The 20,877-nt window shown below is 64.5% G+C and carries 21 protein-coding genes; 3 read left to right on the top strand and 18 right to left on the bottom strand.

The annotated features are described in order from the left end of the window. The first annotated feature begins 540 nt into the window (after positions 1-540). Positions 541-879, top strand: a complete 339-nt coding sequence (locus ACIP9X_RS07975) for a hypothetical protein (protein ID WP_400479182.1) — start codon at positions 541-543, stop codon at positions 877-879. Positions 880-1,191: 312 nt separating this feature from the next. Here ACIP9X_RS07975 and ctaD read toward each other — a convergent pair whose 3' ends face one another. The 6 genes from ctaD to ACIP9X_RS08005 all read right to left on the bottom strand — a co-directional run bounded on the left by ctaD (position 1,192) and on the right by ACIP9X_RS08005 (position 5,666). Then, positions 1,192-2,940 (bottom strand): cytochrome c oxidase subunit I, encoded by a 1,749-nt coding sequence (ctaD, locus tag ACIP9X_RS07980; RefSeq protein ID WP_400479183.1) that lies wholly within the window; start codon positions 2,938-2,940, stop codon positions 1,192-1,194. A gap of 207 nt (positions 2,941-3,147) precedes the next feature. Further along, positions 3,148-3,609, bottom strand: coding sequence for a DUF4383 domain-containing protein (locus ACIP9X_RS07985; protein WP_400479184.1), 462 nt, complete (start codon positions 3,607-3,609; stop codon positions 3,148-3,150). A gap of 59 nt (positions 3,610-3,668) precedes the next feature. After that, entirely contained in the window at positions 3,669-4,007 is a 339-nt protein-coding gene (locus ACIP9X_RS07990) for a hypothetical protein (RefSeq protein WP_400479185.1), read from the bottom strand. Between the two features lie 203 nt (positions 4,008-4,210). Further along, the gene (locus ACIP9X_RS07995) at positions 4,211-4,627 is read right to left on the bottom strand and encodes a CBS domain-containing protein (RefSeq protein WP_400479186.1); all 417 of its coding nucleotides are present in this window, start codon (positions 4,625-4,627) and stop codon (positions 4,211-4,213) included. Positions 4,628-4,750: 123 nt separating this feature from the next. Next, entirely contained in the window at positions 4,751-5,173 is a 423-nt protein-coding gene (locus ACIP9X_RS08000) for a hypothetical protein (protein ID WP_400479187.1), read from the bottom strand. Between the two features lie 232 nt (positions 5,174-5,405). After that, positions 5,406-5,666 (bottom strand): GlsB/YeaQ/YmgE family stress response membrane protein, encoded by a 261-nt coding sequence (locus ACIP9X_RS08005; RefSeq protein WP_400479188.1) that lies wholly within the window; start codon positions 5,664-5,666, stop codon positions 5,406-5,408. Between the two features lie 284 nt (positions 5,667-5,950). Here ACIP9X_RS08005 and ACIP9X_RS08010 point away from each other — a divergent pair, with 284 nt between their 5' ends. After that, positions 5,951-6,373: an Hsp20/alpha crystallin family protein gene (locus ACIP9X_RS08010; protein ID WP_400479189.1), complete on the top strand. Its 423-nt coding sequence runs from the start codon at positions 5,951-5,953 to the stop codon at positions 6,371-6,373. 180 nt (positions 6,374-6,553) lie between these two features. Here the strand turns inward: ACIP9X_RS08010 and ACIP9X_RS08015 are convergent, their stop codons facing one another. The 10 genes from ACIP9X_RS08015 to ACIP9X_RS08060 all read right to left on the bottom strand — a co-directional run bounded on the left by ACIP9X_RS08015 (position 6,554) and on the right by ACIP9X_RS08060 (position 19,556). Beyond that, positions 6,554-7,465: an NAD(P)H-hydrate dehydratase gene (locus tag ACIP9X_RS08015; protein WP_400479493.1), complete on the bottom strand. Its 912-nt coding sequence runs from the start codon at positions 7,463-7,465 to the stop codon at positions 6,554-6,556. Between the two features lie 49 nt (positions 7,466-7,514). Continuing rightward, positions 7,515-8,273 (bottom strand): histidine phosphatase family protein, encoded by a 759-nt coding sequence (locus ACIP9X_RS08020; protein ID WP_400479494.1) that lies wholly within the window; start codon positions 8,271-8,273, stop codon positions 7,515-7,517. A 329-nt stretch (positions 8,274-8,602) separates the two neighbouring features. Next, the gene (nhaA, locus tag ACIP9X_RS08025; protein WP_400479190.1) at positions 8,603-9,949 is read right to left on the bottom strand and encodes a Na+/H+ antiporter NhaA; all 1,347 of its coding nucleotides are present in this window, start codon (positions 9,947-9,949) and stop codon (positions 8,603-8,605) included. A 94-nt stretch (positions 9,950-10,043) separates the two neighbouring features. Beyond that, the gene (locus tag ACIP9X_RS08030; protein WP_400479191.1) at positions 10,044-10,580 is read right to left on the bottom strand and encodes a DUF2243 domain-containing protein; all 537 of its coding nucleotides are present in this window, start codon (positions 10,578-10,580) and stop codon (positions 10,044-10,046) included. Positions 10,581-10,687: 107 nt separating this feature from the next. Further along, positions 10,688-11,488, bottom strand: a complete 801-nt coding sequence (locus tag ACIP9X_RS08035; RefSeq protein ID WP_400479192.1) for a hypothetical protein — start codon at positions 11,486-11,488, stop codon at positions 10,688-10,690. Between the two features lies 1 nt (position 11,489). Then, positions 11,490-13,214 (bottom strand): multicopper oxidase family protein, encoded by a 1,725-nt coding sequence (locus ACIP9X_RS08040; protein ID WP_400479193.1) that lies wholly within the window; start codon positions 13,212-13,214, stop codon positions 11,490-11,492. Positions 13,215-13,702: 488 nt separating this feature from the next. Beyond that, positions 13,703-14,197, bottom strand: coding sequence for a hypothetical protein (locus ACIP9X_RS08045; RefSeq protein ID WP_400479194.1), 495 nt, complete (start codon positions 14,195-14,197; stop codon positions 13,703-13,705). Between the two features lie 13 nt (positions 14,198-14,210). Then, positions 14,211-16,193 carry an amino acid transporter gene (locus ACIP9X_RS08050; protein ID WP_400479195.1) on the bottom strand — a complete coding sequence of 661 codons (1,983 nt, stop codon included), beginning with the start codon at positions 16,191-16,193 and terminating at the stop codon, positions 14,211-14,213. A 152-nt stretch (positions 16,194-16,345) separates the two neighbouring features. After that, positions 16,346-17,017, bottom strand: coding sequence for a response regulator (locus tag ACIP9X_RS08055; RefSeq protein WP_400479196.1), 672 nt, complete (start codon positions 17,015-17,017; stop codon positions 16,346-16,348). Beyond that, the gene (locus tag ACIP9X_RS08060) at positions 16,992-19,556 is read right to left on the bottom strand and encodes a DUF4118 domain-containing protein (protein WP_400479197.1); all 2,565 of its coding nucleotides are present in this window, start codon (positions 19,554-19,556) and stop codon (positions 16,992-16,994) included. The genes ACIP9X_RS08055 and ACIP9X_RS08060 overlap by 26 nt, the downstream gene beginning before the upstream one ends. Positions 19,557-19,689: 133 nt before the next feature. Here ACIP9X_RS08060 and ACIP9X_RS08065 point away from each other — a divergent pair, with 133 nt between their 5' ends. After that, positions 19,690-20,127, top strand: coding sequence for a YkvA family protein (locus tag ACIP9X_RS08065; protein WP_400479198.1), 438 nt, complete (start codon positions 19,690-19,692; stop codon positions 20,125-20,127). On the opposite strand, the gene ACIP9X_RS08070 is transcribed toward ACIP9X_RS08065, so the two are convergent. Together ACIP9X_RS08070 and ACIP9X_RS08075 are read right to left on the bottom strand one after the other, a co-directional pair. Beyond that, complete coding sequence (locus ACIP9X_RS08070; RefSeq protein WP_400479199.1) at positions 20,122-20,379, bottom strand: hypothetical protein; 258 nt, start codon at positions 20,377-20,379, stop codon at positions 20,122-20,124. The two genes, ACIP9X_RS08065 and ACIP9X_RS08070, sit on opposite strands and share 6 nt — an antisense overlap. Positions 20,380-20,555: 176 nt before the next feature. Beyond that, positions 20,556-20,831, bottom strand: coding sequence for a hypothetical protein (locus ACIP9X_RS08075; RefSeq protein ID WP_400479200.1), 276 nt, complete (start codon positions 20,829-20,831; stop codon positions 20,556-20,558). Positions 20,832-20,877: the final 46 nt, after the last annotated feature.

Genomic DNA, 20,877 nt, shown 5'->3' on the forward strand with positions numbered 1-20,877 from the left:
GAACTCGCGTCCGCAAACCGGAAACAATCGAGCAGCCGAGGGGCAGCCATGACCATTCCGCCAGTGCACGAGCCAGAGCCATTCCCGCCGGAGCCGGGGCCCGATCCCATGCGGCCTAATCCGAACGGACCCGACCCAACAGGCCCTACGCCGCCCAGTCCGTTCCCTACCCCGGAACCGCCGGGCCCGCTTCCAGTCCCGGACCCCGGGCCAGCTCCGCTCCGCCCGGATCCCACGAGAGACGACTACCTGTAGAAACCAGTCGGCAGGTGCGCCTGCCCGAACCGACGCACTGAGCCCGCCGAAACCGAGTTTCGGCGGGCTCAGTGCGTCTAGCGGTGCTCCAACGGTGCTCTGACGGCGCCGGGCCGAAGCCTGCTGGTTGCTTGGGGGCTTCTTGGGCGGATGCCCGCGGATGATCGCGATTCTGCAACATTCAGTCTTTTTACTGTTACGTGCATCACATTCGGGTTAGGGTAGTTCTCGGTCGCAGCGTCGCGGCCAGGCCGCAGCGTAGCGGCCAGCATGAGGGGAGATGTTTTGAACGACAAGCTTAAGGTTTTGGTCCGACTCGATCTTGAATGCGGTGAAGCTCAAGTCGCCGCCCAGGGAAATGTAACCGCCCGAAGCATCCAGGCTCTGTACGTTGTTCTGAAGCGCGCCAACCACCTCAGGGAAGGCCTCCGGCTCGTCGTGGATGTCAGCCACGCACACGTTGAGCCGTCCGCACTGGAACAGCTTCGTGAGTGCTCCGAAACCCACCACTTGCCACGTTCCATTGATCCACAGCAGTCGGAATGCAATGTCCGCGTTCTGGCCCCTGCCAACGCCGGCATGGGTGCCTCTTCCCGCCGGGCACCGCTGGCGGCGGCTGCCTGACGGGCGCTGCCTGACGGCGGCACCCGCCTGCGGCGGCGCTGCTGAATGAGCCTGTCAACAGCAGGCTTCGCTTTGCCCGCCAGTCCGAAAACCGCACGCCTGCATGGCGAGCTGAGGAAACGGACTGGTGAGGCACCGGCTCATTCAATGGCCAAAGCCGCATCATTAGTCGAATTTTCACACCAGGAACTCCGCGTCTTTGAGCGGGGAACATCCTGTGCCCACTCAGCGGGCGGGATGTCCTCTGCTCAGCGCAGTACCGGCCGCCGAAGCAGCAGCCCTGTGTGTCGAGCAGTGCGAATGCGTCCGGCTCTACTTTTCCGGGTTCGGGTCCCTTACGTCGCGGGCTCCTATGTCCGCTGCCCCGAGCACGCCCGCGGCCGGGGAGTGGGTTGCTTCATGCTCGCGCACCCGAAGTTCCGGATGATGCAGGTCCAGCGCCGGGCGCTCTGAGCGGATGCGCGGCAGCGACGTGAAGTTGTGCCGCGGCGGCGGGCAGGACGTGGCCCACTCGAGGGACGCCCCGAAGCCCCAGGGATCGTCCACTTCAACCCGGTGGTGGCTGCGTGCAGTAATCCAGACGTTCCAAAAGAACGGCAGGAGGGACGCGCCCAGCAGGAAAGAACCGTGCGAGGAGAACTGGTTCATCCAGGTGAAGTTGTCCTGCGGCATATAGTCCGCGTAGCGGCGGGGGAAACCTGCCACGCCAAGCCAGTGCTGGATCAGGAACGTGGCATGGAAGCCCACGAACAGCATCCAGAAGTGGATTTTGCCGAGGCGCTCGTTGAGCATCTTGCCCGTCCACTTCGGCCACCAGAAGTAGAAGCCGGCAAACATCGCGAACACCACGGTGCCGAAGACCACGTAGTGGAAGTGCGCCACCACGAAGTAGGAGTCCGAGACGTGGAAGTCCAGCGGCGGCGAAGCCAGGATGATGCCGGTCAGGCCGCCGAAGAGGAACGTGATGAGGAAGCCGATGCTCCACAGCATCGGGGTCTCGAAGGTCAGCGAACCGCCCCACATGGTGCCGATCCAGTTGAAGAACTTCACACCGGTGGGCACCGCGATGAACATGGTCATCAGGGCGAAGAACGGCAGCAGCACCGATCCGGTCACATACATGTGGTGCGCCCACACGGTCACCGAGAGCGCAGCAATGGAGATCGTGGCGTAGACAAGGCCCTTGTAGCCAAAGATCGGCTTGCGGCTGAAGACGGGGAAGATCTCGGAGACGATGCCGAAGAACGGCAGCGCGATGATGTACACCTCAGGGTGGCCGAAGAACCAGAACAGGTGTTGCCACAGGAGGGCGCCGCCGTTTTCCGGATCGTAGACGTGCGCGCCGAATTTCCGGTCTGCACCGAGTCCAAAGAGCGCTGCAGCCAGCGGCGGGAAGGCCATGATGACCAGGACCGCGGTGATCAGGGTGTTCCAGGTGAAGATCGGCATCCGCCACATGGTCATGCCAGGGGCGCGCATGCAGATGATGGTGGTGATGAAGTTGACGGCGCCGAGGATCGTGCCGAAGCCGGACAGTGCCAGGCCAAAGACCCACAGGTCACCGCCCACGCCTGGGGTGAAGGTGGTGTTGGAGAGCGGCGTGTACGCGGTCCAGCCGAACGACGCCGAGCCCTGAGGGGTGATGAAACCGGACACGGCGATGGTGGAGCCGAAGAGGAAGAACCAGTAGGCCAGGGCGTTCAGTCTCGGGAACGCGACGTCCGGGGCGCCGATCTGCAGCGGCATGATGACGTTCGCGAACCCGGCGAAGAGCGGCGTGGCGAACATTAGCAGCATGACGGTGCCATGCATGGTGAACATCTGGTTGTACTGCTCTTTGGTGACCAGCACCTGCATACCCGGTTCGAACAGTTCGGCGCGGATGAGCAGCGCCATCACGCCGCCGAGGCAGAAAAAGATGAAGGAAGTGACCAGGTAGAGGTAGCCGATGACCTTGTGGTCGGTGGACGTGAGCCATTGGACAGCCATGCGGCCCTTGCGTTTTGGCGCAGGGGGCGCGACGGTGGTCGCCGGAACTGGTGACTGCTGAAGTTTGGACATCGTCTGCCACTCCTGGGCGTCGTTGCAGGGGCCCGCTTCTAAAGCTGCGGCGCCGGACGGAACCAGGTGCGGTTCACGGAACCGACAGGATCAGAATAGCCCGCAAAAGTGCGGCGCAACAGTAAAAGCCGCAACGGCAAAAAGGGCAAAAGTGCGGCGGCCCCGCAGAGTTGCAGGGCCGCCGTCGTGATTAAAGGCAAAACAGGGTCAGTGCCCTGCTGCGCGCGGAGTGCGGACACCCTCCCTGGACAGGAGCAGTGCCAGGGCAACCATGCCGATGCCGAGCAGGAAGTGCAGCCAGTTGTCAGCAGTGTTGAACGGCACGAAATTGGCAGGCGTGTTCAGGTTGATGATCAGGCCATACAGCCAGAGGACCAGGTAGACGATGCCGCCGTAGAGCAGGTAGCTCTTGGCCTGGCCGGGCGTGCGGGCCATCATGATGCCAGCCACTCCGAAGAGGAGGTGCACGATGTTGTGAAGGATCGAAACCTGGAAAACGCCCAACAGCAGCGCTTCGGAGGTGTGCCCTGCGAATTGCATGGCACCGAAGTTGCTGGTGATGCCAGGGATGAAACCCAGAATGCCGACGAGCAGGAACACTGCCCCCACGACCTGGGCTGCCAGTTGCAGTCGGCTCCTGGCGCCGGCTGCGCGATTGGAAGTGACCATTGCGTTTCTCCTTATTCATTGGCTGCCCTAGTAGCAGCCAAGTCTTTTAGACCAAGTCGTTAAACCACTGTCTTGTCGTGGCGGCGGCGGCGCCAAAGGACCGCCGCGAGGATTGCACCGAGGACGATCGCCGCGATGACGTAGGGGGCCCAGTCGAGGCGCGTCCCCTCGGCCTCAGCCGGCTCGCCCGTCCCGGGATTTACGGGATTGTCTGACGGGGCGGCGGAAGGTGATGACTCGCCGGTGGGTGACGGAGTTGTAGCCGCCTGCACATTGCCCGCGGCTTCGAGCGGCGTCTGGGCTGCCTGTGCGGAAAAAGGAAAAGCATTGGTTGCAGCCTGCGAGGGCAGGGCAAACGAAATACCGCCTATGAGCAGGGCCAGTACGGCTGTAGTCATGACGAGCAGCTTGCGCATAAATCAGTCTCCTTGGTCGATGCCGGCAACAACATAGTAAGCATGATTAGTATCGGATACTAAGCATCCTTGATGAATTGTTTGGCATTCGAGATCAAGGCTCCCGAAAAGGCGCTTTCTTGTTTCGAATAAAGGCGGCCCCGGTCGGGCCCGGAAGCGGCTGAAGCCAGGGCCGGCCCCCGACTTCAGTACGAGATGAATTCCACCAGTTCGCCCACCCGCTCCTCGGGGTAGTTCCTGGCGATGTCCGCCTGGCTCAGCATGCCCACCAGATCATGGCCGTCGATGACAGGCAGCCGCCGGACCCGGTGCTCCTGCATGGTCCTAATGGCTTCCTCGATGGAGTCGTCGGCGCCGATGGTTACGGGCTTGCCTTCCCCGAAGTCGCCCGCCTTTGCGGTACGCGGGTCGCCGCCCTCGGCGACGCATTTGATCGCGATGTCCCGGTCCGTGACCATGCCCTTCAGCCTGTTGTCTTCACCGCAAATTGGAAGCGCACCGACGTCGAGCTCTTTCATCTTCCTGGCTGCCTGCTCGAGGGTCTCATTTTCGCCGACGCATTCCGCACCGCCGGTCATAATGTCGCGTGCCTTGACGGCCATATCCATATCTCCTCACCAATTCCGGCACCGCCGGCAGGCCGCCGTCGGCGCTTCCTATTCACCTTGCGTGGGCCGGTTACCAGCAAAGTCCGACGGCGGCACCCCGCCGTTTGCGGTCCGGGTCTAGTCCGGAACCTCCATTTGAAAGCCACATCCGCAGCGGAGCAGGCGGGTGGGGAGGTGGACGTCGTGGATCGTGTGGCGCAGCGACAGCTCCTCGCCGGGGATGCTGCTGGTTCCAGAGCTGACCGACGTCATGGGAGTGCCGCAGTGGAAGTATTCGCCACCGAACTGCAGGACGCCCATCATCTGGCCGTGCCGGTTCAGGACGGCAGCAACGTCGTGGATGCTTGCCGGGTGTCCGTAGAAGTAGTCGCATTCGATGCAGGTGTAGGACACGTCCACCAGGCCGTCCTGAGCGGGGTGCAAGGCTTCGATGGACTCGACGATCAGGTGCTCGTCGGTGCGGCATTCTGAGCACCATAATCTGTCGCCCGGCGGACGGTGGGCTTCACCGGGAAGTTTTGCATTGGAGATGGTCGACACTGACACGCTCCTGGTTATGGGGTCTCTGTGCCCTGACTGCTTGAGCTCAATCCCACGCTTAAAATAGCGCTCGCCGCGCAGGCAAACAAGAGTAGGCGCTGGGCGGCTGGGGCGTGCGGGGCCAAGGGTGGCACTGAGGCCAACGCTGGCGGAATTCTTGCGGCGCCGGCAGAACTCAGCGCAGGTAGCCGGCCCGCCCTCAGGCGTGGCCGGCTACCCGTGAAGCGTGGGTTTAACGGCGGATCCGGCGGCGGCCGGCGACGCTTTCGGCAACGCCGATCAGCAGGACGGCGGCAATGACGGCAACGATGAACCCGAGAACGTTCAGCTCGAAAATGTTGCCCGTTCCGAGCAGGCTGGCGATGACGCCGCCAATGACTGATCCTGCGAGGCCGAGCAGCAGGGTGGCCCCAAGCCCCAGGTTCTGCTTGCCGGGTTTGATCAGGCGGGCGAGGGCTCCGATGACGAGCCCGGCGACGATGAATCCAATCATGGCGTTACTCCTTATGCGGTGCGTCGGCCTTCAGCTCCGGAACCATCCGGACGCCAGGCCAATGCTAAGTAGGTATGTTGTCCGATGGTAAGCATACTTCCTAAACGGGTTGCGCGCCCCCGTCCCTTGGAGGGCCGCCGCCAGCGGTCCGGAAGTTGCAAAAATTCTTCCACAGCCCCTTGCACACCCCTATCCTCAGTGCTATAAAAAATCTATACCAGCTGATACAGATCTGGCTGGTAGTGATAACTGAATGGACCGTCTCACCCATGAGGAGGGAAGCCATGTTGATGCGCACCGATCCGTTCCGCGAGCTGGACAGGCTCGCCCAGCAGGTTCTTGGCACAACGGCGCGTCCGGCCGCCATGCCGATGGATGCGTGGCAGGAGGACAAGGAATTCGTTGTGGCCTTCGATCTGCCCGGCGTGAACGTTGACTCCGTCGATCTGGACATCGAACGGAACGTCCTGACGGTGAAGGCTGAACGTCCTGACCCCGTAGGCAAGGAAACGGAGATGATTGCCTCCGAGCGTCCCCGCGGTGTGTTTAGCCGGCAGCTGATCCTGGGGGACACCCTGGATACGGAAAACATCAAGGCCAGTTACGACGGCGGCGTGCTGACTCTGCGGATTCCGGTTGCGGAGAAGGCCCAGCCGCGGAAGATCGAAATCGAAACCAAGGGGGCCCGGCAGGAAATTAACGCCTAGCCTCCGGCGAGCCAGGGAGGATCCGGCGAACGCGTTGTCTGCCTAATTGGGCGGTTAGCCCGGGAGCACGCCATCGCGCTTAGGCGCACAGGCAGAAGTCCGGATTTCTCCCGTAGAGGGTCGGCCCGGGGCCGTTCGGCTCCGGGCCGACCCTGTGCCTGCAAGCTGTGCGCCTGCCGGCTACGTATTCAGCTCCATCATCAGGGGAGGCAGCTCGTCGGACAGTTCGCGGGCCAGGAATCCGAGGCTACCGAGGCGGCTTGCGAGCCTGTCGCCGGCGGCGGCGTGCAGGTGCGTGCCCCAGCAGGTGGCCTGCGCATCGGTGGTGCCGCGTGCGCGCAGCCCGGCAATGGCTCCGGCCAGGACGTCGCCACTGCCCGACGTACCCAGCCCGCCGTAGCCGGTGGTGATCTGCCACCGTTCCGCGGCTTCCGGCGCGTCGCCGCCCGGCGGCCTGGCGATGAGGCCCTGGCAGCTCACCACGGCCTGGTATTTCCCGGCGATTTCGACGACGGCGGCCGCCAGGGCTTCTTCGTCGCCCAGGTCCGCGTCCCGGCCGAGCAAAATGGCAGCTTCGGTGGGGTTCGGCGTGAGAATGAGCCGGCCTGCCCACGGGTCAAGGTCGTCCAGCAGCTTGGGAAGGCAGCCCAGCGCGTAGGCGTCGAGAACAATGGCGGCGGACCCGCCGTCGTCGTCCTGGTCGGAGGTGCGCGCTGCCTCGTGCCGGAGCAGCTCCCTGAGCAGCGCCTCGGTGCCGTCGATGTCGTCCAGCCCGGGGCCGATGAGCACCGCATCCGCAGCATCAAAGTCCTCGAGCAGCGCCTCCAGGCCTTCGGATCCCAGGGATCCTCCAGCGGATTCCCGGAGCCCGATGACCCCGGCTTCCGGGAGGGTGACGGCCAGTTGCACGGCCACAGATTCAGGCACCGCAAGCGTCAGCCTGCCGGCACCGGCGCGGAGCGCCGCGATTCCGGCGAGCAGCGTGGCCCCGGGAGTCCGCCGGGCGCCGCCGATCACCAGCACCGCCCCGCGCGAATACTTGTCCGCTCCCGGGCTGGGGAGCGGCCAGTCGCGCAGCAGCGACGGCGTGATCTGGGCCGGGGGCGCGTCCTGCCCGGCAGTTTCCTTGGATGACCGAGCCTCACTTTGGGTGGACACTGGCATCTCCTGCGTGCTCGGTGACCTGGACGCCCTGCTGTTCCAGATGCTCGGCCACGTTGAAGCTCTCCAGCGTCCACGGCCCCGCACCTTCCGGCCGCACGTACCGGGTGAGCGAGGCGTTGAGGACGGACGTGCCCGCGGCGAGGTCCAGCAGTTCCCGTTCGGACATGCCTTCCAGGACGTAGCGGAACAGCATCACGACGGCGTCGTGGCAGACCAGCATCACACGGTGCCCGCTGCCCAGCGCATTCAGTTCGTCGAGCACCGAACGCACCCGCAGCGCCACGTCCGCCCAGGATTCCCCGCCCGGCGGGCGGTAGTAGAACTTACCCAGCCACCGCCGTCGTTCTGCCTCCTCCGGAAACCGGTTCTCCACGCCGATGCTGGTCAGCTTGTCCAGGATGCCGAGCTCGCGGTCACGGAGCCGTTCGTCGGTGCGGACGGTCAGCGGCCACGCCGCTGTCTGGACTGCTATGTCGGCGGTCTGGTAGGCGCGCATGTACGGCGAGGAGATGACGACGTCGGGACGCAGCTCCTCGGGAGTGGCTGCCAGTGCGTGGCCCAGGGCCTGCACCTGCTCCCGGCCGGTGTCGGAGAGTTCGACGTCGGCGTCGCGGGCGGGGACGTCGATCTCGTCCAGGCCTGCCGCCTGCGCGTCGGAGGCGGCCACATTACCCTGGCTCTCGCCGTGCCGGACCAGGATGAGTTCCACCGCTCCGGCATTCCAGCCTGCGGGCATGCTCCGGTCGCTCTGCTGATGCTGGCTGCGCTGGCCGTCGTTGCTTTGGCCGTTTTCGCTGCCGCCGCTCTGCTCCGCAACTCGTCCGTAAACTCTGCGCTGGTCGACGCCGTGCTGGTCAATTCCGCGCTGATCGATGCTGCCTTGTCCGTCATTGCCCACGATGTCCACTCCCGGTTCGCGCTTGGCCTGCGATTGCTCCACGTTACTAGCGCCGTACCCTCGCTGCCACCCAACTAACCCGCAGCTGAGAAACTAGGTGGCAGCTGTGGCTGTTCTGAGGCGTGGGAACGACCTGATCTGCTACCGAGTTGGGTGAAGTCACTGCGTCAGGAGGTTCTGTCCTTCTGGTAGACGTCCGGGATTCCGTCGAGGTCGCTGTCAATCTTTTCCTCCGCTTCGGCCAGGCGGTACTGGCGGTTCCTGGTCCGCAGCACCACGGTGGCGAGGACGGCGGCCAGCAGGGAGGCCGAGAGGATGCCGACTTTGGCGTGGTCGTCGTGGATGCTGCCGTGGCCGAAGCTGAGCTCCGCCACCAGCAGGGAGACCGTAAATCCAATACCGGCCAGGAGCGAGACGCCGAAGACGTCGATCCACTTGAAGGAGCCGTCAAGCCGGGCCTTCGTGGTTTTTGTGAGCAGCCAAGTGGTGCCCATGATGCCGATGGGTTTGCCGAGGACCAGTGCCAGGACGATGCCGAGGGCGACGGGATCCGTGAAGGCCGAAACCAGGCCTTCCCCGCCGCCGACGGCAACTCCGGCCGAGAAAAAGGCGAAGATGGGAACTGCGATACCTGCGGAAATAGGCCGGAAACGGTGCTCGAAGATTTCTGCAAGGCCGGGGCCGGCGTCGGGACCTCCGCTCGCTTGGGAGCGGAGCACCGGGACGGCGAAGCCCAGGAGAACACCGGCCACGGTGGCGTGAATGCCGGATGCGTGCACCAGCGCCCAGACGACAACGCCCAGCGGCAGCAGGATGAACCAGGCAGCTGCCAGATGCGTTCCGAAGAAGCGCCGGAACTTCTGCGCGAGCAGCAGGTAGATGCCCAGGGGCAGGAGGGCAAGCAGCAGCGGAACAGGCTGGATATCCGAGGAGTAGAAAATGGCGATGATGCTGATGGCGATCAGGTCGTCCACAACAGCGAGCGTGAGCAGGAAAATCCGCAGGGCACTCGGCAGGTGTGAACCGATGATCGCCAGCACGGCGACGGCGAACGCGATGTCCGTTGCGGTGGGGATGGCCCAGCCCCTCAGGGTTTCCGGACTGCTGATGTTGACGGCGGCGTAGATCAGCGCGGGAACTAAAACGCCACCGGCGGCGGCAGTCACGGGGACCACCGATTTGTTGAGCTGGCGGAGATCGCCGGCCACGAACTCTCGCTTGAGCTCAAGCCCGACGAGGAAGAAGAAAATGGCCAGCAGTCCGTCGGCCGCCCAGGCGCCGAGGCTGAGCTCCAAGTGCCAGGGTTCGTAGCCGACCTTGAAGTCCCGCAGCGCAAAGTAGCTGTCAGAAGCGGGGGAGTTTGCCCAGATCAGGGCGACGACGGCGGCGATAACCAGGAGAGCTCCACCCACGGTTTCCTTGCGCAGGATCTCCCCGATGCGGAGGGCTTCGGCATAGCTGCCACGGCCGAAGATGGTCAAACGGGGCGGGGCGGGAGGAGGTGACTGGCTCATTGTGAATCCTAAAATTGGGTCAGCAAATACACTGCCGACCAGACTTCCCGGCTCACCTTCGACCAGTGTACAGGGGCGGGTAACTGGGACCGGGCTAGTCCGCCACGTCCACCGGCTGGCCGGAACGCTGCAGCAGCCAGCCGCCGGCGATTAAGAGCGCGCCGAATACCAGGAAGAGGATGTCGGCCAGGGTCTGGAAATCGCCGCTGATCACATGGTGGATGCCGAGGAGGTGGTGGTTCATGAGGCCCTCCACGACGTTGAACGCACCCCAACCCAGGAACATCCAGCCCCACAGCACCCTGGACGTCCAGATCCGGCCCCGGGAAACTGTGATTCGGGAGTACAGAATCCCAAGCCCCACAACCACAGCCAGCCAGGTGACCGAGTGGAAGAACCCATCCCACAGCGTGTTCATTTGCAGGCCCTCGATGGTCGTGACGGGATGGGATCCGATGCTGATGTTCGCTGTCTCGGAACTGGAGAGCATGTGGTGCCACTGCAGGACCTGGTGGAGCAGGATTCCGTCCACGAAGCCGCCTAGACCCACTCCAAGGAGGATGCCTGGCAGCGTGATCGGCTTGGGCAGGCCGCCTTGATTCGCGGCGTTCGTCTTGGCTCTGTTGGACATCTCCGGCTGCTCCGATCGCTGTGGTATGTTGCGCGTTTCCCTCACAGAGATACCCGAGGTTGTCCTGGTTATGCCCCGTTGCGGTGGGGTCTGTGCTAACTGGCCGCTCAGCCATGCGCGTGGCCGGCCTTTTCTTCTATCACCTCCGGGTCCCAGGGCGGTTCCGTGGCCATGTCTACGCCTGTCCCGGCCGCGGAGCGGGGGCCGACGGCGACGGTGGACGCGGCCACGTGCGCCTGGCGCGCGATGCCGGCGCGGACGCTTTCCACCGTGCCATCGCCCAGCAGCGGGCCGGTGTAGCTAAAGGTGGCCTGGCCGCTGCCCACAGTCGTTACGTAATTCCCCAAGGCATCCGAGAGAATGCCCTCTCTGTCTACGGCGGCCGAGAGTGCAGCGGGGCTGGCGGTTCCTATCGAGAACCGGAGGTCATGCATCAGGACGGGAAGGACATGGAAGTGCTCAGCGGCCAGGGTCTCCGTTCCCTCTCCCGCTCCTTCACCGACGGCCCGATCCACCAAGGCCCGGCCGTCGTCGAGGGTTGCCGAAGCCGGGAGTGCCACGATGAGTTCGGGCGTGACCTGCTGGAGTGCCGCCGGCTCAAGCACGGTCGGGGAAGTGGCGTCCAGGATCATGTTCCGCGCCGCGGCTGCTGCATCAAGCTTCGCCCGGACGCCTTGCAGTTCGGCGTTGATGTCGGAATGCACGGCGATCACCACCCGGCGCCGCACCATCAGCCCGTCGTAGCTGACGTCGGGCCGACCGTTTCCCAGGTCCTGGCCTTGGTTCACTTGCGCCAGTGCCGCGTCCCCGGTCCCGGAAGGCTGCGGGAAGTCGGGACCGTCGCCGGTGCAGCCCGCCAATAGCGCGGCCAGCAGCACCACAGATGCGCTTAGGCCCCGTCCACTCATGTCAGGTTCCCGCCGGATACGCGAGCCGGTAGGCCGAGGCGAAGAAGCCCTCAGGCACCGTCTCCAGCACAGGCGGGTCAGCGGTGATGGGATCGTTGTTCTCGAGGTCGCCCACGGCAAACTGCACCATCATGTCGTGGTCCTCATGTACAAGGTTGTGGCAGTGGACCATATACCGGCCGCCTTCGTGCTTTCCCGTGTCGAACTGCATCAGCACAGTGATGGATTCGTTCTCGCCGGCATAGAAGACGTCCTTCGGGCCCTTCTCCCAGGCGAAAGGCTTGCCGCCGTTGGTGTTCCTGCCGATGATTTTGCCGTCGACCAGGTGGATGTGGACCGGGTGGAACCAGCCGCCGGAATCATTCACGATGGTCCACTGCTCCACCTCGTTGCGCTCGGGGGTGGAGAAGCACTTTCTGAAGCCGGAGTCTTCCACGTCCTCCCAGGTCACGCCGTTGATGGTCCATTCCCCGCCTTCACGCTTCACGCGCAGAACCTTCTTGGCCACCGCCATGTCCGGGGTCAGCTTCATCGTTTCGATGCCGCCAGTGTCCTTTGTGGGATGTTCGCCGGGATCCAGTGTTAAGGGGATGGAGCTGAGGGTCCGGGAGCCGGGCATCAGCGACGGTGAATCCGCCACGACCTCGAACCGGATGACCTTGCCGGTGTTGGTGAAATTCACGTTGTTCTTGTTGCTCAGGTTCCGCAGGTCCACCGTCTGGCCCGGTTTGTAGCTTCGGAAGTCGATCAGCACCTCATAGCGCTCCGCAGTGCCCTGCCGCCACGACGATACCGCCTCGACCTTACGGGTCATGCCGCCGTCCGTGGCCACAATGTAAAACGGCTTCCCATTGGAGAGGGCGAAACGGTACGAGCGCGTGATTGAAGCGACGAGGAACCTGAACCTGTAGATCTTGGGCTTGACCTTCATCGTGGGCCACGGAACGCCGTTGACCAGGATGATGTCGCCCCACAAACCCGAGTGGCCGTTGTCGTTGTAGCCCAGCGACCCATCCGCCTTGAGCATTACGTCAGAGATCACCATTGGCACGTCAAATTCACCCTGGGGGAGCTGCGCCTGCTCAGCGGGATCAGAAAGCATATACAGCGCGGCGAGCCCGGAATAGACGCCCTGGGCTGTGAGCAAGTGATTGTGGTCGTGGTACCAGAGCGTGCGTGCGGACTGCCAGTTCGGGTAGTGGTAGTTCTTCACCCTTCCCGGCGCCGTGCGGTCATTCGCGTACCCGTCGTACTGGGGCAGGGACGCTGAGCCGTGCAGGTGGGTGACCGTGTTGAACGTGTCCGGGTACAGCAGACCCTTCGCGGGCAGCCTGTTGCTGATCCGAAATTCCGTCCGGGTACCCTGCGGCACCCTGATGGTCGGACCCGGGAAGATCCCGTTAAAGCCGGCGATCGTGGTCAGCAGCCCGTTCGCTATCTGGACCCTGCCCAGACGCTGCGACACGGAATACTTCGCGAACGGTTGGCCGTCTGGATCCCGGCCCGTGGCATAGGGCACCAGCTCTGGCGGGCGTCGGAACAGCGCCCGGAACGGAACCGGCATATTCCCGGAGGCGAGCTGACTGGGGGAAGGGCTCGACGACGTTGTCGAGTCATCCCCGCCGCTCGCTTGCGCCCCGTATAAGACAGGGCCCATTCCGACGCCGGTAACGGCAACAGCGCCGCCCAGCATGCCGAGCTTCAAAACATTTCTCCGTGTTGCCATCGGTCCCTCCACATGCGTCATGCACGAGACCGATGGTGCCCCCGAAGCCGTTGCTTGACCCTGCTAAACCATGCGCGGGAGGGCTTGGGAAAACCCTGCTGCCAGGCCTCGGCGAAGGGTCCCTCCGCCGCTGGCCTACTACGAGCAGAACACTGGGGCCTTTATCCTGGTCAGGGGCAGATGTTCCTGGCGCGAGGGACAGCCCTATCCGATGATGGGCCGTTCCTCGGGCAGCCTGTACAGGCGGGGCCGGGCGGAGAGGGCGAGCGCGGACGCAACGGTGACGGTGCCGATCCTGCCGGTGAACATGAGGGCCATCAGTACCCATTCTGCCGAGGGCGGCAGGGTTACAGGTGATGCCGGTGCTTAGGCCGACAGTGGCGAAAGCGGAGATGGATTCGAACAGTACCTTCTCAAGGCTGTAGTCCGTGAACATGAGGATGTTGGTCACCATGAGCGTTTCCGGGGCGGCCGCACCGTAGTCGATGCTATTCCACGGTGTGCGATTCGGACTGGGCGACGAGCTGGCCGCGGAGGCCGATGTTTTTGCGGACCAGCAGCGCGAGGAGGGTCGCGAGGGTCATGATGCCGAAGCCGCCGGCCTGGATCAGTCCAAGGATGACACCTTGGCCAAATGGGGTCCAGAAGGTCGCGGTGTCCACGGTGATCAGGCCGGTGACGCACACTGCGGAAACCGACGCGAACAGTGCCGGCATGAAGACCTCGGGTTCACTGCCTGTGCGTGACACCGGCAGCATCAGCAGTCCGGCGCCGATGACGATGACGCAGAGGAATGCCAACGGAACAGAGCGGACGGGATGGGAGAGCGCGCGGCGGACCGCAGACTCTTTCCGTGTTCCCGTCTCCTTGCGGTTCCGGAATGGCTTGCGATTCCGCAACGGGACGGGAACCGCAGCCCTCGGAATTCCGGTCTCCTTAGAAACCAGAATCCCGGGTCCCGTCTGGTCTTCGTCCACGCTCATCCGGCTTCCACACTCACCCGACGTGGATGCCCGGCCTGCGCTCCGGGGCGGGTTCGATCTCGCGGATGATTTCGCGGACTACGGGGGCGGTGTCACCCCGGCCGAGCAGCAGGTAGCGCATCAGATGTGCCAGGGGGTTGCCTTCGGACCATTCGAAGTAGGCGTGGGGGCGGACTCCTGTGGCGTCCCGCAGCGCTAGGAGGATGGCCGCGATGGCGTTGGGCGCTGCCGGGCTTGCCGCGCGCAGGACGCGGTGCCCGTCCACCTCGACACCCCGCACCTCCAGAACTTCACTGAATTCGGACGGGTCGGTGACGTCGATCTCCAGGAAGATGACATCGGCGGTTCCGGGGACCGGGTTGTTTTCCCGTTGCGTCGCCTCTTTGCCGGCGTATTCGGCGGCGTCGCGCACCTGCGGACGGTTCAAAATGATGTTCAGCCGCCCGTCGTATTCGAGGGAATCGGTCACAAAGCGGCGGGCGCCGTCGTCGAACTCGATCCGGTCCACGCGCAGCTCGGTGGTACGGCTGACACGGGACACAAGGGAAATAGTGACGATGCCCAGAATGAAGAATCCGGAAATCGTGATGCCGTCCGGCTTTTCGATGACGTTCTCCACCAGCGCGTACAGCATCACCAGGGTCAGGACGGTGAAGCCGACGGCGGCGCCGCGCCGCCTTTTCCGGGCGGCGGAAATGGCGACGGCGACCGCCGCCGAAACCATCATGGCCAGGATGCCCGTGGCGTAGGCCCCGGCCTGGGCATCGACGTCGGCGTTGAACCCGATGGTGATCAGGATGCTGATTGCGGTATAGACGAGAACGACCGGCCGGACAGCCCGTGACCAGTCCGGAGCCATGCCGTAGGAGGGGAGGTACCGGGGAACGATGTTGATCAGCCCTGCCATCGCGGACGCTCCGGCGAACCACAGAATGAGGATGCTGCTGACGTCGTACACGGAGCCGAAGCCGTTGCCGAGGCGTTCGTGGGCCAGGTAGGCCAGGGCCCGGCCGTTGGCTGCGCCCCCTTCCTCGAAGGCTTCCGCAGGAATCAGGACCGTGGTGACGAAGCTGCTGCCGATCAGGTAGACGCTCATGATTGCCGCGGCGGCTGTGAGCAGCTGGCGGGTATTGCGGATCCGGTTCTGCAGCATCTCCTCCGGCGTGGACCCCGAAGCCGCCACCAAAGGCATCATGCTGACCCCGGTTTCGAAACCGGAGAGGCCCAGCACCAGCAGCGGGAAGGCCATCAGCGCCGGCCCGGCGATGTCGCCGAAGCCGCCTCCAAAGGAGGTGAGTTCCGCCGTCCAGCCGGCGATGGCACCCGGCTGGGTGACGGCGTCGTAAATTCCCGTACAGATGATGACGGCGTTCAGCAGGAGGAAGACGCCCACGAGCGGTATGGCCACCGCCACCGCCTCCGAGAAACCAAGCAGGAAGACGCCGCCCAGGACCAGCAGCAAAACGACAGTGACGGGGACTGCCTGGTCATGTAGGAACGGCGGGACGTAGGGGTTCTCCAGCAGGTGGACGGTGGCATCGGCGGCGGAGAGCGTGATGGTGATGATCCAGGATGTGGCGACGAAACCCAGCAGGATCAGGACGAAAACTTTCCCGCGCCAGAAGGGCAGCAGGTTCTCGAGCATTGCCACGGATCCCTGGCCGTGCGGGCTCTCCTTCGCTACTCGCCGGTACATCGGCAGCATGCCGAGCAGGGTCAGGGCCACGATCAGCAGCGTCGCCAGCGGGGACAGGGCGCCCGCGGCGAGCGCGGCGATGCCCGGAAGGTAGGAGAGGGTGGAGAAGTAATCCACGCCTGTGAGGCACATGACCTTCCACCAGCTGTGCCCGGGCGCACGGGTTTCCGCCGATTCGGGCCCGACTGGCTGGTTCACCCGGTGCTCCAGCAGCCACCTGGAGAGCGATGAGCCAGGCTCCATTTGATGCGCGGGTTTAGGAACGGTCGCGGGAATCGAGAACTGGGCTGATGCCGTCAATGACTGTCTTTCTGTACTGCAGGATGGGCCTGATAACCACCGGAGCGTAGCACCGGCAAAGACCGCGTCATTGGGTCATTTCGAGGTTCTTAATGCTTTCTTAACGCCTGCATTTCCACGGCCCTGAAGGCCCGCGGTGACCGGCGGAGTCACTATTCCTGGAAGCGGTAGCCCAGCCCTGTTTCCGTCAGGAAGTGGCGCGGATTGGCCGGCTCCGGTTCTAGTTTCCGCCTGAGCTGGGCCAGGTAAACCCGCAGGTAGCCTGTTTCGCCTGCATAGGCCGGTCCCCAGACATGGGTCAGCAGCTCGTCGTGGGTCACCAGCGCGCCCGTGTTCCGAATCAGCACTTCGAGGATGTTCCATTCGGTCGGGGTGAGCCGGACGGGGACGCCTTGCCTGGTGACCTGCCTTACGGCCAGGTCGACGACGAAATCCTTGGTTGTCACCACGGGGGCCTCGCTGGCCGTGCCCCGGCGGAGCGCGGCACGGAGCCTGGCCAGAAGCTCATCCATCCCGAAAGGCTTGGTGACGTAGTCATCAGCGCCGGCGTCCAGGGCCTGGATCTTGTCATCGGAGCCGTGCCTGGCCGAAAGGACGACGACCGGGACGTCACTCCAGCGCCGCAGCCGGCGGATCACCTCCACGCCGTCCAGGTCAGGAAGCCCAAGGTCCAGCACCACGACGTCCACCGGATGCCGGGCGGCCTGCTCCAGCGCACCCTGCCCCGTGAACGCTGTGACCGTGGCGTATCCCCGGGCGTTCAGATTGATCTGCAGGGCTCGGAGGATCGGGACTTCGTCATCGACTATCAGTACTGCCTGCATGGCGTCCTTCCGGGCTCATGGCGGGCGGAACACCGGTGGACAGCGGCAGCCGGACCACCATGGTCAGGCCGCCGCCCGGCGTCGGTTCGGCCAGCAGGACCCCACCCATGGCTTCCGTGAAGCCTTTCGCGACGGCCAGACCCAGCCCGATTCCTGTTCCCGGGGTTGTGTCGCCTGCTCGCTGGAAGGGACGGAACATGGCCAGGACCTCCTCGGCAGGAATGCCTGCCCCGTGGTCAACCACGGTAAGTTCACTGGCGGGTCTCTGGCCAATTCTCGCGCTGCCGGAACCCCCTACGGACCCGGCGACAACCACGTCGGAGTCCGGTGCGTACTTCAGCGCGTTTTCCACGAGGTTGGCGATGACCCGTTCCAGCATCCCGGGGTCCGCGTCCACCGGCGGCATGTTGTCCGGCAAAAGCACGCGCAGGCGCTCCGATGTTGTGCTCCTCAAGGCTTCTCCGACCGCGTCAGCCCAGTAAACAGGGGTGATCAGAGGTGAGACGGAGTCAGCGGTAATCCTGGACATGTCCAAAAGGTTGCTGACGAGCCCGTCGAGCCGGTCCGCTCCCGACTCTATGGTGGCGAGCAGTTCTTCCTGGTCTTCCTTGGTCAGGGTGATGGTTTTGTCGCGGAGGCTGCTGGCAGCCAGTTTGATGCCCGCCAGAGGGGTCCGCAGATCGTGGGACACGGCCCGCAGAATCGAAGTGCGCATCTTGTTTCCCTCGGCCAGACGCAGATTTTCCCGCTGGCTCGCGTTGAGTTCCTCGCGCTGCAGCAGGGCCAGCAGATGGGAGCCGAAAGCGGCCAGCAGCCGGCGTTCGTCCTGGGACAGCTCGCGTCCCGTCAAGGACAGGATCCGGTCCTCGTCCAATGGCTCCACACTGTCCGCTTCTGTGAGGGCATCCGGGCGGGACGTCCCTGAGTACTCCTGGAGACTCCAAACGCGTGGTGTCCGTGGGCCGCCTTCACTCCTGGTCCACAGCCCGGCCCCCGCTGCCTGGAAGTGTTCGCGCACGTGCTCCAGGAAGGCCGGGATGCTGCTTCCTTCGGCCACAGCCCGGCGGCTCAGCTCGCCCAGGACTGAAGCCTCGGCACCGGCCAGGTGGGCTTCCTTGCTGCGCCTGGCCGACCGGTCAACCACCAGCGAGACGGCGACGGCGACGAGGAGGAAGATCAGCAGTGCCAGCACGTTTTCCGGATCCAGCACGGAGAGCGAACCGACGGGCCGGACGCTGAAGTAGTTCACGATCAGTCCCGCAAGGAACGCGGCGGCCACTGCCGGCCAAAGCCCTCCCACCAAGGCCACAGCGACGATGCCGGTCAGCTGCACCAGCATGTCGGTGGACAGCTGCTGGTGGGGGAGCACGTCCAGCACCAGTTGCAGGAGCGGCGGCAGACCAACGGCCAGGACGAACGCCGGGATTTCCCGACGGCGGCCCAGCCTTGAGCGGCCGCGTCGCGGACTCGTGCCGGTCCCGGCGTTGTGGGCCACGAGGTGGACGTCAATGTCTCCGGCGTTCCGGCGGACTTTGTCCACCGTTCCTCGTCCAAGAGAGGCCAGCGACCGCTGCTCTGATGTTCCCAGGATGATCTGGCTGGCGTTGATGTTCCGCGCGAAGTCGGTCAGCGTCTCGGCGGTGTCCTCGCCGCCGACGACGTGGAAAAATCCTCCGACGTCCTGGGTGAGCTTGCGCTGCAGCTCCAGTTCCTTTCCAGAGAACATCTCATTGGCATCGGTGCCCGTCCGGACATGCACGGCATGGAGCTCACCGCCAGGTACACCCGCCAGCATCCTGGCCGCCCGGCGGATCAGGGCTTGGCCCTCCGCCTGTCCGCTAAGGCCGATGACGATCTTTTCCCGGGTCTGCCAGCTGTCCCTGATATTGTGCTGCGCCCGGTAATCAGATAAACCCGCATCAATCCGTTCCGCCAGCCACAGCAAGGCAAGTTCCCGCAGCGCGGTCAGCGTGCCCGTCCGGAAGTCACCGGCCAGGGCACGGTCGGCTTCTTCCTGGCTTGCGTAGATCTTGCCTTCCCCCAGACGCTGCCGCAGCAGTTCGGGGGAGGCATCCACCAGTTCGATCTGGTTAGCCCCGCGGACCGCCGTATCAGGAACCGTCTCCGGCTCCCGGGCACCGGTGATGCTCAGAACGACGTCGGAAACAGACTCCAGGTTCCGGATGTCCAGCGTGGAGATGACGTCAATCCCCGCGTCCAGCAGGACAGCGACGCCCTCCCACCGTGGAACTCCGGACCCGCTCCGCCTGGCGTAGTCATCCACCAGTACGACGCCGGGTTCCCTCGCCAGGACCGCCTCGACGTCGAGGTCTGCTTCGTCTGCTTTCCCTTCCGGCAGCGGACAGCGCTCGAGGCCCTCAGCCAGGGCCAAGGTTTCGCGTCTGGCCTTGGAAGAAAGCGCGCCCACCACCACATGTGCTCCCTGCAGCCGCAGCCGCTGCCCCTCCTCCAGCATGGCGAACGTCTTTCCCGCCCCGGGCGCAGCCCCCAGGAAGATGCGCAGATTTCCTCCTACCATGCCTCCATTCTTCCCGCCTCAGGGCGACTGCGCTGCAGGCCTGCGGGAGGCGTACTGTGGGACCGGACGGGCAGGGCCCGGCCACGGTGCGCGTGCGCTCGCCGGAAGCCGGAGGAAGGCTGGAGCAGGGGCAATGCAGTGGTGGGAAGCCGTTCTGGGAATCCTCTTGGGATTGGCCGGCGTGTACGTGGTTCTTTTGGCAGGCCTGTGGGTCTATGCGCGGCGCCATCCGGACACCGTCGGCATGCGGGATGCCCTGCGTCTGCTGCCGGATCTGTTGCGTTTGATCCGGCGGATGGCAGCTGACAGGACCGTTTCGCGGGGTGTCCGGATCAGGCTGTTGCTGCTTTTGGCGTACCTGGTGATGCCTGTGGACCTCGTCCCGGACTTCCTCCCCGTCATCGGGTACGCCGACGACGTCGTCATCGTGGCCTTGGTCCTTCGCTCCGTGATCCGCTCCGCTGGACCCGAAGCCTTCCGCCGCCATTGGCCTGGAACGCCGGCCGGACTGCAGGTCATCGAGAAGCTTGCCGGTCTCAGTCCCTCTGACTCCGGCCAGCAGAAGTCATGAGTGCAGGGACAGTCCCGGTTCCGGCACGCGGGTGATCTCCAGTTCGGAGTGGTCAAGCAGCCTGCGGCTTCCCGAGACCGTATCCAGGATCCAGAGCAGCCCCTGGTTCGGGGCTATGTCCGTGACCCGGCCCCGGTGCAGGAGGCGCCCGCCGCGGCGCCCTTCAACCAGCTCACCGGGCCTGAGATCTTCCGGCAAGGCAAGCGTAAAGGCTTCGCCCAAGGCGGCAGGGAATTCTTCCTGCGTCGTCATCGTGGATTCCCCTTCAGGTAACCGGCATCCGGTCTCAGTTTGCTCCCCGAAGGTGTCGGCACGGTGTACGCAGGATGGCTATTTCGGCGCCGTTTTCAGGCGTCCGACGGCGGGCGCCCGGCTTGTGAATAAGCGCCCCGGCGGGTGCCCGCTCAGCGGCGGCAGCACCGCCGTCGTCAGATGTGCCCGGCGCTGGTAGTGCCGAACATCAGGGTCCGGCGCGGCACGTCGTAGAACACCGTTTCCGACGTCGACAGCAGGTGCTGGAGGTTGTCGGCGTCCTGCGAGTCCAGGGTGAGGACTTCCTCCCAGGCACCCTGGTCAAGGACCAGCTGAAGGGTCCACGTTCCGGGCCTTCCGGCCTCTCCCGCCACCCAGCTGAACTGGTAGTGGCTGACCTGGCGGACCTTGATGCTGTCGTCGGTCACGGGCTGCTTGGGGGTGGGGCTCATCGTTTCCTCCTGGACCAGTCATTGTTCCGGGAGCCGCGGCTGCAGC

It is taken from the genome of Arthrobacter sp. NPDC093125, from assembly GCF_044754225.1.
Lineage (GTDB): Bacteria > Actinomycetota > Actinomycetes > Actinomycetales > Micrococcaceae > Arthrobacter.